The sequence below is a fragment of the Mesorhizobium sp. M0778 genome, from assembly GCF_040320105.1.
In the GTDB taxonomy this organism is placed as follows: domain Bacteria; phylum Pseudomonadota; class Alphaproteobacteria; order Rhizobiales; family Rhizobiaceae; genus Mesorhizobium.
On the sequence record NZ_JAMYPA010000007.1, the window covers coordinates 93,340 to 109,831 of the forward strand.

A 16,492-nucleotide genomic window follows, 5' to 3' on the forward strand; every position below is an offset into this window, starting at 1 on the left:
CTTAGCACGGCGCCGCCTGCGATATGAATAGCCACATTGGGGAAGGCTTCGTCGTTCCCGTCATCGCGCCACTGAGGGTGCTTTCGCCGGACAGGAATAGCGTCAATCCGACGCCGTCGCTTCAGGCGTTGCGGCAAACAACGCGGCCAGCGTCGCCGGCCCGCCTTGGAGAACATTCAGGTCGACGTCGCCGCTGATGCCGTCGACGCGGCCCCGGTTGTGGTACTGCCAGTAAATCCAGTCGTCATGGCCTGGCCGCAGCGCCAGCGAACGCAGCCAGCGCGGGCGGCCGGCTACCTGCCCGGCATAGGCTTGCGCGGCCTCGTCGGTCACATAGAGGATCGCCGTCTTGCCGAACGCTGCTTCGACCGGGCCGAGGAAGGCTGAGAGTTCGGCGCTCAGCTGTTCGGGAGTTGGCCGCTGCGGGCAATTGCCGCCGAACTCAATGTCTACCACCGGCGGCAGCAAAGGCTGATCGCGCGGCACCACCGAGATGAAGTTGCGTGCCTGATCGGCACCCGGCCTGCAGAAGGTGAAGAAGTGATAGGCGCCGACGGCAAGGCCGGCGGCGCGGGCCGCACCCAAATTGGCGGCGAAGGCATCGTCGACATGGTCGCCGCCTTCCGTTGCCTTGATAACGGCGAAGGCGACATCGTCGGCTGCAACACGCCGCCAGTCGATCTGCCGCTGATGATGGGAAACGTCGATGCCCCTGACCGGATATTTGCCGCGATCCGGAGAAAATGTCTGGAAGTAGGTATAGCCGCCGGCCAGGACGAGGCCCACCAGGAGCAGACCGGCCGCGCCCCATGAGACGATCCGGTTTTTCAAACGAGACCTATCCCTATTGGTCCGCCCTGCCCTCCGCCATGGCTCCGGGCGTTCGTCGCTCGAAAAGCCAAATCGTTGGCTTTTCGTCCGCTTCGCGGACCTCTGCTCACCCTCGCTCTTTCAGCAGCCGGCCCTTCTCGCGCGACCAGTCGCGCTGCTTTTCGGTCTCACGCTTGTCGTGCAGCTTCTTGCCACGGCCGACGGCGAGCAGCACCTTCGCCCGCCCTTGGTCGTTGAAATAGATCTTCAGCGGCACCAGCGTCATGCCTTCGCGGTCGACGCTCTGCGACAGCTTGGCCATCTCGCGCTTGTTGAGCAGGAGTTTGCGGCGTCGGCGCGGCTCGTGGTTGAAGCGGTTGGCCTGCAGATATTCCGGCAAATAGGAGTTGATCAGCCAAATCTCGCCGCCCTCGACCGAGGCATAGCTGTCCTGGATATTGGCCTGGCCCTGACGCAGCGACTTCACTTCCGTACCGGTCAGCACCAGGCCGGCCTCGATCGTGTCGAGCACCTCATAGGAAAACCGCGCCTTGCGGTTTTCCGCAACGGTCTTGTTGTTGGGATCGGCTTTTCTGACTTGATTCATGATGCGGAGAGGTGGCGCCTCATCCCTAATTTATCAAGCCGGCGTGCTTCATCGCCGCGTCGATCTTCTCGGCGGTCGACGGCTCGACCGTCATTAACGGCGAGCGCAGCACGTTCTCGACCTTGCCCAGCTTCGACAGCGCATATTTCGCGCCGGAAACGCCGGGTTCCAGGAAAATCGCCTTGTGCAGTGGCAACAGACGGTCCTGCAGGTCGAGCGCCTTGGCGCTGTCGCCGGAAAGCGTCGCCTCCTGGAATTCGGCGCAGAGTCTGGGCGCGACATTTGCCGTCACCGAGATGCAGCCGACGCCGCCATGCGCGTTGAAGCCGAGGGCCGAGGCGTCTTCGCCGGAGAGCTGGATGAAATCCTTGCCGCAGGTGGCGCGCTGCTCCGAAACCCGCTCGACCTTGCCGGTGGCATCCTTGACGCCGACGATGTTCTTGAAGTCGTGCACCAATTGCCCCATCGTCTCCGGGCTCATGTCGACCACCGAGCGCGGTGGAATGTTGTAGATGATGATCGGCAGGCTGGTCGCCTTGGCGACGGCGGCGAAATGCGCATAGAGGCCGCGCTGCGTCGGCCTGTTGTAATAGGGCGTGACGACAAGGGCCGCGTCGGCGCCCGCCTTCTCGGCATACTGGACCAGGCCAACCGCCTCTTCGGTGTTGTTGGAGCCGGCGCCGGCAACGATAGGAACCCGGCCCTTGGCGACCTCGATGCAGACCTTGACGACTTGGCGGTGCTCGTCATGCGACAGCGTCGGCGACTCGCCTGTGGTGCCGACCGGGACCACGCCCGTCGTGCCTTCGGCGATCTGCCAGGCGATGAAGGCGCGAAAGGCTTTCTCGTCGAAACGGCCGCTCTTTTCGAACGGTGTGACGAGCGCGGTCAGCGAGCCTCTCAGCATGTCGTCCAACTCCTTGGGGACTTTCGGGTTTGTCGTGCGCGCCTTCTAGCCGAAAGCGAAGCGGCGCACCATAGTCTCAACATTGTTGCGCGGCAAGCATTGCGCCAGCAATTGCAATTCGAATGACCTCGAGAAGGTTTTCTTTACGGGCCCTTCATCACAGACGAGTAAGCTTCAATTCATCTGTGTCTGTTGTAGCGTCGAAGAACGGGGATGACCAAATCCATGCCGATCAGGCGGCCTCATCTTTTCGCGCTTATCGGCGCGATCGTCGCCCTGATTCCCGGCGCGGCGATCGGCAGCAGCGTCGATGTGCAGGTTACGTCGGCGATTCCGATGACCGAGCCGCAGAACGATGCGGTGCAGCAGTCCCCGTCCGCGAGCGTCGCGGTGCTGAAGAGCGGTCTCGATGCGCTGGCGGCAAACGACATTGCGCGCGCGCGCCAGGTGCGCGAAGCGCTGCCGGCCAAATCGCTCGACCGGCACATCCTTGCCTGGGCGATCGCGCTCTATGGCGGCGACCAGGTGCCGAGCGGCGACATCGCCGATGCGGCAAAGATGCTGCCGAACTGGCCGGGTACGATCGCCTTGCGCAGGAACAGCGAGCGCGCGCTCTATCGCGAGAACCCCACGCCGCAGATCGTGGTGCGGGCGTTCGACGGCAGCCAGCCGCTGACCTTCGAGGGCGTGCTGATCCTGGCCCGCTCCTATGTAGCGCTGGGCGATACCAAGGCGGCGCGCTCGGTGCTGTCGCCATTCTGGCGCACCGAAAAGCTCGAAGCCAGGGACGAGGCGGCGGTCATTCGCGAGTTCGGTGCGCTGATCCCGGCCGCCGACCATCGCTTCCGCATGGAGCGCATGTTTTATGCCGACCGGGTCGCTTCGGCGCTGCGCGTCGCCGGTCTCGCCGGCGCCCAGCAATTGGCCGATGCCTGGGCGGCGGTCACCAAAGGCGACAAGAACGCGGCCAAGCTGCTGAAGGCGGTGCCGGCAGCGCAGCGGGCGGCCGGCTATCTCTTTGCCGAAGCCGAATATCTGCGCAAGCAGCAGAAATTTTCCGACGCCGCCGCGCTGGTGATGAAGGCGCCGGGCGACCGCGACGCTCTGGTCGATCCGGACGCCTGGTGGGTCGAGCGCCGGGTGCTGTCGCGCGAGCTGGTCGACCAGAGCGACATGAAGACCGCCTACAGAATAGTCGCCGCGCATGCCGCCGAAAGTCCCGCCAATGCTGCCGAGGCGGAATTCCATGCCGGCTGGTACGCGCTGCGCGGCCTCAAGGACCCGAGCATCGCCGCCAAGCATTTTGCGCGAATCGCGGAGCTCGCCCAAGGGCCAATGTCGCTGTCGCGCGCCTATTATTGGCTCGGCCGCGCCGCCGAAGTCGGCGGCCCCGGCAATGCCAAGGATTATTTCAGCCGCGCCGCAAGCTACGGCACGACCTTTTACGGCCAGCTCGCCGGCGAGCGCGTCGGCCGGCAGACCCTCAACATCGTCTACCCCCAGCCAAGTGCCGCCGACCGCCAGAATTTCGCCACCCGCGAGGCGGTCAGCGCCATCAAGCGGCTGCAGGAGGCCGGCTATGACCGCTATGCCGAGACGCTCTACCGCGACCTCGCCGGGCAGCTGAACAACCCCGGCGAACTGGCGCTGCTTGCGGTGTTGGCGGAAAGACAAGGCAACCATTTCATGGCGCTGAAGATCGGCAAGATCGCCGGCGCCCGCGGCATCGATGTCGGCGCGCTGTCGCATCCGCTCGGCGTCATTCCCGACACCGCCAACATCTCCGGCTCGGGCAAGGCGCTGGCCTATGCGATTGCCCGCCAGGAAAGCGAGTTCAACATCGGCGCAATCTCCAGCGCCGGCGCGCGCGGACTGCTGCAACTAATGCCAGGCACCGCCAAGCAATTGGCGAAGAAGGCCGGCATGACATTTTCTCAGGCCCGGCTGACCACCGATGCCGGCTACAATGCAACGCTGGGCGCTGCCTTTCTCGGCGAGCAGCTCGGCCGTTTCGACGGCTCCTACGTGCTGACCTTCGCCGGCTACAATGCCGGCCCCGCCCGCGCCGCCCAGTGGGTGGCGAAATACGGCGATCCGCGCGGCAAGGACGTCGATGCCGTCGTCGACTGGATCGAGCGGATTCCCTATACGGAAACAAGAAGTTACGTCCAGCGCGTGATGGAGAATTACGAGGTCTACAAGATGCGTATCTCCGGCAAGTACGACATGGTCGGGGATCTGGTGAACGGCCGGGGGTGACGACCGGGCTTCAAGCCAAGTTTGCCGGTCATAGCGTATTTTGTTCTTGCTTTGTGCCGGCAGCTATGCTACTAATTTAACCATAGTGCTGATTCGCACCGACGACCCGCCCAACGAGGCGGGTTTTTGTTTCAGGCTTTGAAAGTTCCGGACGTCGAGTTGGCGGACAGCGGCCCGCCCTGTCCTGCCGGACATCTCCCCAAGGGTCCCAGCTTCGTGGACAGTGCCTTTCTGCATCCGACGAAACTTGGCGAAAGCGACGATGACAGCCAATCTCCCCCTTGAGGGACCCTGCAACTTCGGCGCCTCCCCTATTTGACCCTACCGGCCCCTCGCCTGTAGCAGTTGAAACAAGCCAGCAGCGAGAGGAACGGAGTCCACATGGCAACCGAGCAGGGTTTCTCCGATTTCTTCTACGCCGCGCCGGACGGGCTGTCCCTGCACGCCCGCATCTACGGCGAAGCGAATTCCGGCCGCTGGCCAGTCGTTTGCCTGCCCGGCCTGACCCGCAATTGCCGTGATTTTCACGAGCTGGCGCTTTATCTGTCGACGCAGGCGAAGCGCAAGGTCGTCGCTTTCGACTATCGCGGGCGCGGGCAGTCCGCCTACGATGCCGATATCGGCCATTACAATATCGGCATCGAAGCTGGCGATATTCTCGCCGGGCTGGCGGCGCTGAGCATCGAGGAGGCTGCCTTCATCGGCACGTCGCGCGGCGGACTGATCATCCATGTGCTCGGGGCGATGCGGCCGGCCGTGCTGAAGGCCGTCGTCCTCAACGACATCGGCCCGGTGATCGAGACGCAAGGGCTCGCCCATATCCGCTCCTATCTCGACCCCGCGCCCAGGCCGAAGGCGTACGCAGAGGTGGTCCGCGGCCTGCGCAGCACCCATGGCGCCGATTTTGCGGCGCTGACCGATGCGGATTGGGAGCGGATGGCGTCAGCCCTCTACCGCGAGACCGAGGAGGGATTTCTGCCCGATTTCGATCCGAAACTGGTCGATACGCTGGCGGGCCTCGATCCCAGCCGGCCGATGCCCGATCTTTGGCCACAGTTCGACGCGCTGGCGGCCATCCCAATGCTCGTCATACGCGGCGCCAACTCGAAGCTGCTGTCCGCCGAAACGCTCGAGCAGATGCGGACGCGCCATACCGATATCGAGACGATCACCGCTGACGGCCAGGGGCATGCACCGTTTTTGGAGTCCGGGATCCTGCCGGGCAGGATCGCTGGTTTTTTCGATCGGGTGGAGCGGCGGAGCGGTTGGAAGTAAAACCACGGTAAGTTTAAGTAACTCTCTGCCTTATCTTGTACCTGTGAAGCATTCTGGCAGCGATTAACAGCTATGCTGGCGTCCCGGAGAATAATTGTTGGATGTCGGCGCCGCCCCTCATCCGCCTGCTGGCACCTTCTCCCCGTGTAGTGACGGGAGAAGGACAGACGGCCGCAACGCTGACGAACTCCCCTCTCCCCGTTTTTTCACGGGGAGAGGGTAAGGGTGAGGGGCAGCGCCGACTTGATGTATTGGCCTGCAATCCGTTGTCAGATCGACCGACTTACGCCAGATCCACCCAAACCGTCAGGATTTGGCGCTTCTCTTCGCGGGCTTTGGTGCCTTGCTTGCGGCCGGCTCACCTTTTGGTTCCCGCCTTGCCGAAGGTGGAGAGGACAACGGACTTGCCCCGCCGTCGTCCGAACCACTGTACCGCGGCGTCTCAAGCACGGTGACGCAACCGTCGAGATCGTTGGTGGCCAGATGGGCGTAGCGCATGGTCATGGACAGCGTCTGGTGGCCGAGCCACATCTGCACACGCCTGATATCGATGCCGCCCTGGACGAGACGCGAGGCGCATGTATGGCGCAATATGTGCGGCACGACCTGATCGTCGGCGCCAAGCCCGACTTCGGCCTTGGCATCGTTCCAGATGGCACGAAACTGCGCCTGGCTAAGCTTGGTGAACGGGCCTTTAGGCCGGCGGCCCTCGGTGGCCGGCAGCTTGATCACCTCTTTTACCCGCTCGGTCATCGGGATGGTGCGGCTGCGGCCGGACTTGGTGATCCAGAAACTGACGCGGTGCTCCTGGATATCGTTCCAGATCAAGCCCAGCGCTTCGCCGAGGCGGCAACCGGTGTCGACGAGAAAGACGGAAAGCCGATAGGCGTCCTCGCTGCGGCTTTTGATGGCGGCAAACAGCCGAGCCTCCTCGTCCCTTTCGAGGAAACGAATCCGTCCCGCCCGCTCTTTCTGGCGGCGGAACTCGGGCAGGCTGTGGATATCCCCCATCTTGTGAGCCTTGCGCAGCAGTTTGCTGAGGGCAGCCATCTTCCGGTTGATGGTTGCGTTGCTGTTGCCGCGCTGGCGCAAGGTGCCGATAAGGTTGTCGAGGGTGCTTTGGTCAAAGGCGCTGAAACGCTCCCCAAGGAGAATCTCGTCTATTTCGCCGATGAACGAGCTGACATTGTACTTATGCCGCCCATCATCCCAAAGTATATCCCGGTATGCTGAAAAAAGTTCTCCGATCCTGTGCGACTTTACTTCTCGTATCTTGTTGTAACTGTATTTTATCTTTGCAGTTTGAGAAGAAAACATCGAAAAATGATCAGAGGTCCCTCCCTCTTGAATCGCATCGTTCGTCATTATTCGCCACACCCCCGAGTGGATAGGCCTAGACCTACCTGCTTGGCGGTGCCCTTTCAAGAGTTTTAAGCGTTGCGGCCGATTTCATCCACCAGTGGTGGATCCCAACGACATCGTTCCACAACCCTGTTCAGCTACCGAACCCCCTTTTCCTTCTGTTTGCTACCAGTCGCGAAAATAAAACAGCCCGGGCGTTGAAGCGCCCGGGCTGGATTTCAGTTGCTTAAGTCCAGCCCTTAGAACGAGCGCTGGAAGCGGAGGACACCGCCGATGCTGTTTTCGTCGGTAGCACCGGTCCAATTGTCGAAATTGTTGTCACCGAAGTGCAGGTAGTCGACTTCGGCCGTGATCGTGAAGCCGGGAACGATGTCGTAGGCAATGTTCGCCGCGATGCCGACGTTCTCGCCTTCGTCATACGCCGCCTGAAGGTTGAACGAGGTCTTCTCGTTGATGGTGTAAGTGCCACCACCCCAAACTGCCCAGTTGCCGCTCCACTGCTTGTAGAAGTTGCGTGGGATATTGTCGTCCGAACCGTAGCCGGCCATCAGGAACAGCGTCAGGTTCTGCATCGGCGTCACGTCCAGGCGAGCCTTGCCTGTCCATTCTTCCACTGCGCTGTCATAGGCAATGACGCCCGAGATCGAACCCCAGCCCTGCGTGTATTTCACGCCGCCGACGACATATGGAACATAGCTGTCGATCGAATCGTGACCCAGGTGGAGCGCGGTGTTGTCGTCGTTGAGGATAAAGCCTTCACCGGTTTCCAACGACGCCACGGCCGAGAAGCCGTTGCCGGCATCGAAGTAGTACTGGATGACGTTGGTGTCGAAGCCGCCGTAGGGAACCAGCGTATCGTTGATGACGTTGCCGGCGTAACCGGTGAACGTATTGAAGGCCGTTTCGTCCTTACCGACGCGGAGACCACCGAGCTGGATCCAGGCGAAGTTCAGCGAAACGCCTCTGCTGCCAAAGCTGGAGAATTGTGCATCAGGGGTGGCCGGGTTGCCGTCGAGATCGACCCCGTGATAACCGGTTCCCCAGTTGAAGCGGGTCTCGGTGTAGGTCTTCAAGGTGCCCATCTCGGTTTCCTGGCCGGTATAGGTCCTCAGCGTGAAGCGAGCCTGCTTGAAATAGCCGTCGTTGACATCGTCCCTGCCTTCCAAGGCTTCCGAAAGGTCTTGGTAACGGGCACCAGTGAACGCGCCCGCATCGCCGGCGGAGATGTCATAGCGGACGTAGCCGCCGATGCGCATGCAGATTTCGGTGCCGGGGATGTAGAAGTAGCCAGCGCCGTAGACGTCGCAAATCTTGACGTATTCAGCGGGTTCCGGCTCGGCGACGACGACGGCGTCGGCGGCGCGCGCACCGGAAACTGCGATCAGTGCCGCAGCGGAGCCGAGAAGAAGGCTCTTGATGTTCATTTTCTGACCTCCAGTCAAAAGTTAAAAAACGGGTCTGGGTATTCTTTGCTGAAGGACAGCGTTCCCTGCCCCATCCCCACTACCGAAAAAGATGCGCACCGCGCCGCTCCTTCAAACCCGACATTACCCATGAGGCGGCGGCGTTCAACCACGATCGTACCGGCAAAAGGTTTGTGTTGGCGCTATACCCCGGCGTTGTTGCACAAATGACACGATTTGGCCTCACTCCGAAAGCTCCCGTTAACCAACAGCCCTTCGCAAGCCGTTGCAAACGGCGGATTCCGGCGATGGTCGGCCCGAAATGTGACCATGGCGCGAGTCGCGAACCAGGGAATCGCCGCAGAATCGCCACATCGCTGGGCGGCGCTTTGGCGAAGGGTCGATTTTTCAAGGATAATAGCGCCAGCTTGTTGATTGTGCCGGCGCTTTTCTTTATCCACCGGCGCAACGGAGAGGTGGCCGAGTGGTCGAAGGCGCTCCCCTGCTAAGGGAGTAGAGGTCAAAAGCTTCTCGTGGGTTCGAATCCCATCCTCTCCGCCACCCTACGCCCTGCGGGCTTCGGGTGGCAGGCCACCCGGAACCGCATTTTGGGCGTAGGGTGTCGCCCGAAGCTACGAAGTAGCGTAGGGGGACTATGGTACGTCTATTTCCTGCAACTTCGTAACGGCGATGTCTACGTCGGGTCGACCAACGACCTTCGGCGCCGCTTCGAATCGCATCGATCAGGCTATGTGACTTCGACCAAGGCCTATCTGCCTGTAACTTTGAAGTCCTACATCGGGGTTGAAACCGAGGCCAACGCACGGCAACTCGAGCGATATTTCAAGACCGGTTCAGGCAAGGCCTTCGCCAGTAAGCGTTTTTGGCGGACAGGGCCTCACTGACGGCCTTAGGACTTATCTATTTGAAAATATAAATAAAAACAGCCGAACGAGCTGCTTTTTGCCGACCTCCGCCCTCGATTCTGACTGGAGGTCAGAAAATGAACATCAAGAGCCTTCTTCTCGGCTCCGCTGCGGCACTGATCGCAGTTTCCGGTGCGCGCGCCGCCGACGCCGTCGTCGTCGCCGAGCCGGAACCCGCTGAATACGTCAAGATTTGCGACGTCTACGGCGCTGGCTACTTCTACATCCCCGGCACCGAAACCTGCCTGCGCATCGGTGGCTATGTCCGCTATGACATCGGCATCGGCGACGTCGGCTCCTTCGACGGTGCGAAGACCACGGACCAGATGGACGGCGGCTCGCAGGATACCTACTACAAGCACGCCCGATTCACGTTGAAGACCTGGACCGGCCAGGAAACCGAGCTCGGCACCTTGAAGACCTACACCGAGACCCGTTTCAACTGGGGTAACCACAACGATTATCTTGATGACAACTTTAACGGCGGTACGAGTGTTTCGCTGAACTTTGCCTGGGTCCAACTCGGTGGTTTGCGCGTCGGCAAAGACGAATCGGCCTTCGACACGTTCATCGGCTACGCCGGCAACGTCATCCAGGATACGCTAGTCCCCTATGGCGGCTTCGACACCAATGTCGTCCAGTACTACTTCGACGCCGGCAACGGCTTCTCGGCCGTGGCTTCGTTGGAAACCGGTTCGGGCAGTGCCGATGCGGATCCTGGCATTTTCCAAGACAGCAACAGCGGCAATGATTCGATCGACAGCTATGTTCCGTATGTGGTCGGCGGTATTAAATACACGCAGGGTTGGGGCTCGATCACCGGTGTTGCCGCCTATGACAGCACTTGGGAAGAGTGGGCCGGCAAGGTTCGCGTCGACGTTACGCCGATACAGAACCTGACACTGTTCGTCATGGCCGGTTACGGTTCGGACGACAACATCGACCGCAACTTCTATAAGCAGTGGGGCGGCAACTGGGCAGTTTGGGGTGGTGGCACCTACACCATCAACGAGAAGACCTCGTTCAACCTCCAAGCATCGGTTGACGACGACAAGAACTACGGCGTCGCCGCGAACATCGCCTACGATATCGTTCCCGGCTTCACGATCACTGCCGAAGTCGATTGGGCTCGCGACGGTCAGTTTGATAAAGCCTACGATCGCAACTGGACCAATGCCGACGACAAGGACAGCGTCGGCGGGATGCTGCGCTTCCAGCGCTCATTCTAACAATCCGAACCTGATTGAGATCGAACCCGGCGGGCCAACCGCCGGGTTTTTCGTATCGGGCGACGCAGCTAACAACTCTCGGTGCATGAATACAGGCTGCCACTGAATACCTATCGCAGGGCTGAGCTGGTCAATTGTAATGCTCGCCGCGCCCGCTTGTCCGAACGTGCAAAAAATGAAGATCTTGGCACGATCTGAAGGGCTGGCCTACAGGATCAACGGATCTCGACAGCAAGTCACCGTCGACCTCGGCCTGCCGAACGCCACCCACTCGTTCAAAGTTCGGCTAGATCTCCCAAGGCGTGAATCAGCGGCTGAATTGTGCTCTCATATTTTTTCCAGCGCTTGACCGATGATGTATAGATCGGCTGCCGCACCTGCCAGCGGCTGGGGGTATTGACCGACCTGTCCTTCTCGAAAAAGCGCAGGCAGGAATCGTCCCAAGGCAAGCCGAGATGATCGATGAGACGGCGCGACTGCGCCTCCTGATCCGCAATCAGCGTCTCGTAGCGGCTTTCGAAAATACGTCCGGGAAAGACCTTATTCCAATGCCGCATCAAGCGATCATATTCACGGTAGTATAGGCCGAGTGTCTCAAGGTCGGCGTTGTAGCCGTGGTCCTTGGTGAAATGCAAGACGAAGCAGGACACGCAATTGTCGATGGCATCGCGCCGGCAATGAATGATGCGCGCGTGGGGAAAAAGAATTCCAATCACTCCGATAAACTCGAAGTTGTGCGGCATCTTGTCGACTATGCGGAGCGCGGCAGGCGCGTGCTGGCGCAGATAAGACAGGTATTCTTCGGCCAGCGCCCTCGACTGATCCCTCGTCATCGACATGATCGAACTGCGCAGGTCCTCATCCGATTGTGTTCTAAAGCCCATCGAGTTCGCGATTCGGCGCAGCTTCGTAAGCTCCCCGGCGCCATGGACATCCGGATGGCTCGCGCAGATCTGCTCGGTCAGCGTCGTCCCCGACCGGGGCATGCCCAGCACAAACACAGGCACTTCGGATGGACTGCCGTGGCCAGCCTTGGCTTCCAATAGTGACGGGCTGAATATCTCGATCATGGAATCGACACTTCGGCGGTAGTACTCCAGGTCGAAATCGTGACCAGCGGCCTTTTTTGCCTTCTGGAAGTGATCCATCGCCTCATCGTAGCGCTCGAGATCGTTCAGCACTTTGCCTGCGGCGTGATGGAGCTGGAATGCAGCAACCGGTTCGAGCCTGGGATTGGAGAGTTCGCGCAGGATAGAGTCGAGCTCGGCAGGTTTTTCGGTGAACTTTTGCGTGTCGACCAGGTAGTTGTAGGCTGCCCCAACATCGACGCGACGTTCTATTGCCTGATTGAGATAGGCTCTGGCTTCGTCCATGCGACCGAGGCTGGCGAGCGCACCAGCCAGACCAATTCGGACCATGGGATGGTCGCCGTTGATCTTCAGTGCCTTCTCGTAAAGGGGCAAAGCCATCTCGGCCTTGTCGAAGTTGACGTAGGCACGCGCCAGTCCGCAAAGCGCTTCCACCAGATCGGGCTTCAATTCGCAGGCGCGCTGCAGGTGCCTGATAGCAAGCAAGCTGTCGCCAAGCTTCAGACCGGCCTCTCCCAGGCTAAGGTGGAAATACGGATTTTGAGGCGTCTGGCTTACTGCTCGTGCAAAATATTTGAGAGCCAACTCATCGTCGATACCGAGCCCCAGCGTGCCGAGGATGTACAGCGAAAGCGGGTGGTTTGGCGTGCGGGCGAGAACGCGATGGCATAACTCCTCGGCCTCTGGAAGCCGCTTGGCTTGCTGGAGTTCGAGCGCCTGTCGCAACAGCATGTCGTCAGCTTGCGCGCGCGACGGCGGTTTCGCTTTCGGCGGCTGCACTTTCGGCGCCGGGCGGGACTTTATGTGTTTGGACCAAGCGGGCGGCAGTCGGTTGCTCATCATGTCTCGCTAGCAAAATGATCTGGGAGAATCCAGCCTGACGTGCCCGCCCGCCGCAGAACTTGGCAGCCAGGCCGGGAGCTTAGTCTAGCAACCGGTGCCCCGCCGCAATTGCAGCCCCAGCCCACAAACCTGGCGATTCAGATCTCGTGGCCCACACAAATGCAAATTGCCGACTGCAATTCCCGAGTCAAATCTCGGCGAGATCACCGAGCGACTGGATCAGCGGCTGGATTGCGCTCTCATAGTTTTTCCAGCGCTTGACAGATGAACTGTAGATCGGTTGCCGAACCTGCCAGCGACTGGCCGTGTTGACCGATCCCTCCTTGTCGAAGAAGCGCAGGCAGGTATCGTCCCAGGGCAATCCAAGATGATCGATCAGACGGCGCGATTGTGCCTCCTGATCCGCAACCAGCGTCTCGTAGCGACTTTCGAAGATGCGTCCGGGAAAAACCTTGTCCCAATGTCGCATCAGGCGATCATATTCACGGTAGTACAGCCCGAGTGTCTGCAGGTCGGCGATGTAGCTGTGTCCCTTGGAGAAATTCTGGAAAAAACACGAGAGGCAATTGTCGATGGCATCGCGACGACAGTGAATAATCCGTACATTGGGGAAGAGAAGCCCTATGAGACCGATCAGTTCGAAATTCCGGGGCATCTTGTCGACGATGCGAAGCGCGGTCGGCGCACGCTCACGAAGATAGGACAGGTGCTCCTCGGCCAGCATTTTGGATAGGTCGGGGGTGATCGGAACGATCGATTGGTCCAAGGTCCGTGCTGAAACCTTCGTGAGGCCGATAGCATTTGCGGCTCGCCTTATCTTTTTCAGCTCTCCGGCGCCATGAACATTCGGGTGGCTCGCGCAAATCTGCTCGGTCAGGGTGGTGCCCGATCGGGGCATGCCCAATACAAACACGGGCACTTCCGACGGGCTTCCATAACCCGCCTTGGCGGCCAACATGTCCGGGTTGAAGAACTCAATCGTGGAGTCGATCCAGCGGCGATAGGTCTCCAGATCGAACTTATAGCCGGCGGCCCGCTTGCCTTTCTTGAAATGATCTATCGCGTCTTCGTAGCGCCCAAGGTCGTTCAGCACTTTGCCGGCAGCGTGATGAAGTGTCGTCGCACTGTCCGGGTCAAGCTTTGGCTCACCAAGCTCGCGCAGGATGGACCTAAGTTCGGCCGGCTCTTCGGTGAATTTGCGCGTACGCACAAGCTCATTATAGGCGGCGGGCATAGCGATGCGACGTTCGATCGCCTCCTTCAGATAGATTTTGGCTTCATCCATGCGACCAAGACCGGTGAGTGCGCTGGCAAGCCCCGTCCGAACACGGGGATGATCGCGGTTGATCTTGAGCGCTTTCTCGTAAACCGGCACAGCCATGTCAGCCTTGTCGAATTCGACGTAAGCGCGTGCCAACGCGCAAAGCGCTTCCAGCAAATCGGGCTTCAACTTCAATGCTTGCTGAATATGCTTGATTGCGAGCGAATATTCGCTGACTTTTAGATAAACTTCACCGAGACTAAGGTGATAAAAGGGGTTTTGAGGCTCCTCGCCGACGGCTCGGGCCAAATATCGCAGGGCCATTTCATCGTCGAGCCCGATGAATAGCGTGCCCATGATATACAAAGCCAAGGGATGGTTGGGCGTGCGCTCCAGCACGCGACGGCACAGTTCCCGAGCCTCGGCCAACCGCTTGGCCTGCTGCAAGCCATACGCCTGTTTCAGCAGCGCATCGTCGGCCTGCACGCGCGTCAATGGTTTCGCCTTCGGCGGTTCCACTTTCGGCGCCGGGTGGGACTTTATATGCTTGGACCAGGCGGGCGGCAGTCGGTTGCTCATCATGTCTCGCTAGCAAAATGATCTGCAAGAATCCAGCCTGACCGTCGCCGCCGTTCGTGGAACTTGCGCAGCCCCAGCCGGCAGGCTAGCAAGAAGGCCCTGTTCGAACGAGCCTTTGCCATGCGCCCTCCCCTTACGCCGCTCATCGACGCGCTTCCCTCTACGGTGCCGTTTGTCGGCCCTGAAGCGCAGGAGCGTGATCGCGGCCGCGCCTTTCGCGCCCGCATCGGCGCCAATGAGAGCAGCTTTGGCCCCTCGCCGCGGGTCGTTGCCCGCATGGCCGAGATTGCCGGCGACATGTGGATGTATTGCGACCCCGACAATCACGATTTGAAGGTAGCCGTGGCCCGACATCTCGGTGTCGGCGCCGAAAACGTCGTCGTCGGCGAAGGCATAGACGGGCTGCTCAGCTTGGTGGCGCGCATGTATGTGGCGCCCGGCGACGCGGTGGTGACCTCGCTCGGCGCCTACCCGACCTTCAACTTTCACGTCGCCGGCGTCGGCGGCCGGCTGGTCGCAGTGCCCTACGAGAACGACCGAGAAAACCTCGACGGCCTGCTGGCGGCAGTGGCCAGGGACAAGGCGCCGCTGGTCTATCTGTCCAACCCGGACAATCCGATGGGCAGTTGGTGGGAAGCGGCCGAGCTCAGCCGCTTCCTCGAGGCCTTGCCGGAGACCACAATGCTGGTGCTCGACGAGGCGTATGGCGAATTAGGGCCAGCCTCAGCGATGCCGCCGATCGATGTGGCGCGGCCGAACGTCATCCGCATGCGCACCTTCTCCAAGGCCTATGGGCTAGCCGGCATACGCTGCGGCTACGCGGTGGCCGAAGCCCAGGTGATTCGCGACTTTGAGAAGATACGCAACCATTACGGCGTCAGCCGCATGGCGCAGATCGCCGGTGTCGAGGCGCTTGCCGATCAAGACTGGCTGGAGAGCGTGGTGGCGCGGGTCGCCGCCGGCCGCCTGCGCATCGCCGGAATAGCCGAGGCGAACGGGCTGAAGCCGCTGGCTTCGGCGTCCAATTTCGTCACCATCGATTGCGGCCGCGACGGCGCCTTCGCGCTGAAGGTGTTGCAGGCGCTGTTGTCGCGCGACGTGTTCATCCGCAAGCCGATGGTGCCAGTGCTCGACCGCTGCATCCGGGTCAGCGTCGGCCTCGATCACGAGCTCGACATTTTTGCCGAGGAACTGCCCGGCGCACTGGCGGCAGCGCGGGGGAATTGAGGCGCCAAAGGGGCGACGGAACACCACGACCTCCAGTACTGCCGCTATTTCTCCCCACCACCAAGCAGGCGCATGACGCGTTTCAAGGCGTCCGATAATTGGGCAGCCGCGTCATCGGCGAGGCCGGCCGTCAGCCGGGCGAGATCGCGATCCGTCGCAGCCTGAAGCCTGGCGAGTTCCGCACTTCCGCGAGCGGTTAGCGACAGGATGCGTCTGCGCCGATCGGCTGGGTCAGTGCGTATCTCGGTCAGGCCGGCGGCGGCGAATCTCCTCAGGATGCGTGTGACATAGGCCGGATCGAGCCGGAGTTCGGCGGCGATTTCGGAGGCTGCCGGTCCGAGACCGAGGTGGAACGCCCGTGCCAGAAACCCAGCCTCACCGCCGCTATTGGCGGCAGCGCGGGATCGGTCGCCCAATTCGAACAGCAGCCGCGCCTCGCCCAGCGTATAGGCGCTGTGCGTCAAGGTCAGGTCGAGCAGCCCGATCAGGCGCGTGTAGAAGCGATTGAAGCAACGTATCTCCGCGACAAGGGCATTCCGATCGGCCGGCATGACGACCTCCTTCGGGCTGATCGCTCCTAAGGACCATGATGGTCTATTATTTGACTTAGTCAATCATTCGATGGAGACGCCGCCTATCTCGCACGTGAAGCTGGCGGATAGCGATCGGCAGAGAGACCTTCGATGCACGTTGCCTGGTTGAATTTGCACAGCGAT

Annotated in this window: 13 protein-coding genes and 1 tRNA gene; 6 read left to right on the plus strand and 8 right to left on the minus strand. The window is 60.8% G+C overall.

What is annotated here, in order from left to right:
- Positions 1-102: 102 nt before the first annotated feature.
- The 3 genes from NKI22_RS12330 to dapA form a co-directional block, all read right to left on the minus strand.
- A complete protein-coding gene (locus NKI22_RS12330; RefSeq protein ID WP_352814801.1) occupies positions 103-831 on the minus strand; it encodes a GH25 family lysozyme in 729 nt (242 codons plus the stop codon).
- Positions 832-937: 106 nt separating this feature from the next.
- Positions 938-1,417, minus strand: a complete 480-nt coding sequence (gene smpB, locus NKI22_RS12335; RefSeq protein ID WP_023719895.1) for an SsrA-binding protein SmpB — start codon at positions 1,415-1,417, stop codon at positions 938-940.
- Positions 1,418-1,442: 25 nt separating this feature from the next.
- Positions 1,443-2,324, minus strand: coding sequence for a 4-hydroxy-tetrahydrodipicolinate synthase (gene dapA, locus NKI22_RS12340; protein WP_023719896.1), 882 nt, complete (start codon positions 2,322-2,324; stop codon positions 1,443-1,445).
- A 225-nt stretch (positions 2,325-2,549) separates the two neighbouring features.
- Between dapA and NKI22_RS12345 the strand changes: the two genes are divergently transcribed.
- Complete coding sequence (locus NKI22_RS12345; RefSeq protein ID WP_352481910.1) at positions 2,550-4,583, plus strand: lytic transglycosylase domain-containing protein; 2,034 nt, start codon at positions 2,550-2,552, stop codon at positions 4,581-4,583.
- A 381-nt stretch (positions 4,584-4,964) separates the two neighbouring features.
- Entirely contained in the window at positions 4,965-5,858 is an 894-nt protein-coding gene (locus tag NKI22_RS12350) for an alpha/beta fold hydrolase (RefSeq protein WP_023719897.1), read from the plus strand.
- Positions 5,859-6,164: 306 nt separating this feature from the next.
- On the opposite strand, the gene NKI22_RS12355 is transcribed toward NKI22_RS12350, so the two are convergent.
- Together NKI22_RS12355 and NKI22_RS12360 are read right to left on the minus strand one after the other, a co-directional pair.
- Positions 6,165-7,223 (minus strand): site-specific integrase, encoded by a 1,059-nt coding sequence (locus NKI22_RS12355; protein WP_198030509.1) that lies wholly within the window; start codon positions 7,221-7,223, stop codon positions 6,165-6,167.
- A gap of 236 nt (positions 7,224-7,459) precedes the next feature.
- A complete protein-coding gene (locus tag NKI22_RS12360) occupies positions 7,460-8,644 on the minus strand; it encodes a porin (RefSeq protein WP_023719899.1) in 1,185 nt (394 codons plus the stop codon).
- A 449-nt stretch (positions 8,645-9,093) separates the two neighbouring features.
- Between NKI22_RS12360 and NKI22_RS12365 the strand changes: the two genes are divergently transcribed.
- The 3 genes from NKI22_RS12365 (at position 9,094) to NKI22_RS12375 (ending at position 10,778) form a co-directional block, all read left to right on the plus strand.
- A tRNA-Ser gene (locus tag NKI22_RS12365) sits at positions 9,094-9,184 on the plus strand.
- Positions 9,157-9,528, plus strand: a complete 372-nt coding sequence (locus tag NKI22_RS12370; RefSeq protein WP_352814799.1) for a GIY-YIG nuclease family protein — start codon at positions 9,157-9,159, stop codon at positions 9,526-9,528. The genes NKI22_RS12365 and NKI22_RS12370 overlap by 28 nt, the downstream gene beginning before the upstream one ends.
- Positions 9,529-9,626: 98 nt before the next feature.
- Positions 9,627-10,778 carry a porin gene (locus NKI22_RS12375; RefSeq protein ID WP_352481864.1) on the plus strand — a complete coding sequence of 384 codons (1,152 nt, stop codon included), beginning with the start codon at positions 9,627-9,629 and terminating at the stop codon, positions 10,776-10,778.
- A 275-nt stretch (positions 10,779-11,053) separates the two neighbouring features.
- Here the strand turns inward: NKI22_RS12375 and NKI22_RS12380 are convergent, their stop codons facing one another.
- On the minus strand, positions 11,054-12,706 hold the full coding sequence (locus NKI22_RS12380) for a tetratricopeptide repeat-containing sulfotransferase family protein (RefSeq protein ID WP_352958466.1): 1,653 nt from the start codon (positions 12,704-12,706) through the stop codon (positions 11,054-11,056).
- Between the two features lie 190 nt (positions 12,707-12,896).
- Positions 12,897-14,549, minus strand: coding sequence for a tetratricopeptide repeat-containing sulfotransferase family protein (locus NKI22_RS12385; RefSeq protein ID WP_352588696.1), 1,653 nt, complete (start codon positions 14,547-14,549; stop codon positions 12,897-12,899).
- 120 nt (positions 14,550-14,669) lie between these two features.
- Here NKI22_RS12385 and NKI22_RS12390 point away from each other — a divergent pair, with 120 nt between their 5' ends.
- Complete coding sequence (locus NKI22_RS12390; RefSeq protein WP_352814797.1) at positions 14,670-15,776, plus strand: pyridoxal phosphate-dependent aminotransferase; 1,107 nt, start codon at positions 14,670-14,672, stop codon at positions 15,774-15,776.
- Between the two features lie 44 nt (positions 15,777-15,820).
- Here the strand turns inward: NKI22_RS12390 and NKI22_RS12395 are convergent, their stop codons facing one another.
- The gene (locus NKI22_RS12395) at positions 15,821-16,327 is read right to left on the minus strand and encodes a MarR family winged helix-turn-helix transcriptional regulator (protein ID WP_352850260.1); all 507 of its coding nucleotides are present in this window, start codon (positions 16,325-16,327) and stop codon (positions 15,821-15,823) included.
- Positions 16,328-16,492 lie beyond the last annotated feature (165 nt).

Bases quoted from the DNA above. Each gene is read 5' to 3' on its own strand.
- smpB (WP_023719895.1), bottom strand. From the start codon at position 1,417: ATGAATCAAGTCAGAAAAGCCGATCCCAACAACAAGACCGTTGCGGAA.
- dapA (WP_023719896.1), bottom strand. From the start codon at position 2,324: ATGCTGAGAGGCTCGCTGACCGCGCTCGTCACACCGTTCGAAAAGAGC.
- NKI22_RS12345 (WP_352481910.1), top strand. From the start codon at position 2,550: ATGCCGATCAGGCGGCCTCATCTTTTCGCGCTTATCGGCGCGATCGTC.
- NKI22_RS12350 (WP_023719897.1), top strand. From the start codon at position 4,965: ATGGCAACCGAGCAGGGTTTCTCCGATTTCTTCTACGCCGCGCCGGAC.
- NKI22_RS12355 (WP_198030509.1), bottom strand. From the start codon at position 7,223: ATGACGAACGATGCGATTCAAGAGGGAGGGACCTCTGATCATTTTTCG.
- NKI22_RS12360 (WP_023719899.1), bottom strand. From the start codon at position 8,644: ATGAACATCAAGAGCCTTCTTCTCGGCTCCGCTGCGGCACTGATCGCA.
- NKI22_RS12375 (WP_352481864.1), top strand. From the start codon at position 9,627: ATGAACATCAAGAGCCTTCTTCTCGGCTCCGCTGCGGCACTGATCGCA.
- NKI22_RS12380 (WP_352958466.1), bottom strand. From the start codon at position 12,706: ATGAGCAACCGACTGCCGCCCGCTTGGTCCAAACACATAAAGTCCCGC.
- NKI22_RS12385 (WP_352588696.1), bottom strand. From the start codon at position 14,549: ATGAGCAACCGACTGCCGCCCGCCTGGTCCAAGCATATAAAGTCCCAC.
- NKI22_RS12390 (WP_352814797.1), top strand. From the start codon at position 14,670: ATGCGCCCTCCCCTTACGCCGCTCATCGACGCGCTTCCCTCTACGGTG.
- NKI22_RS12395 (WP_352850260.1), bottom strand. From the start codon at position 16,327: ATGCCGGCCGATCGGAATGCCCTTGTCGCGGAGATACGTTGCTTCAAT.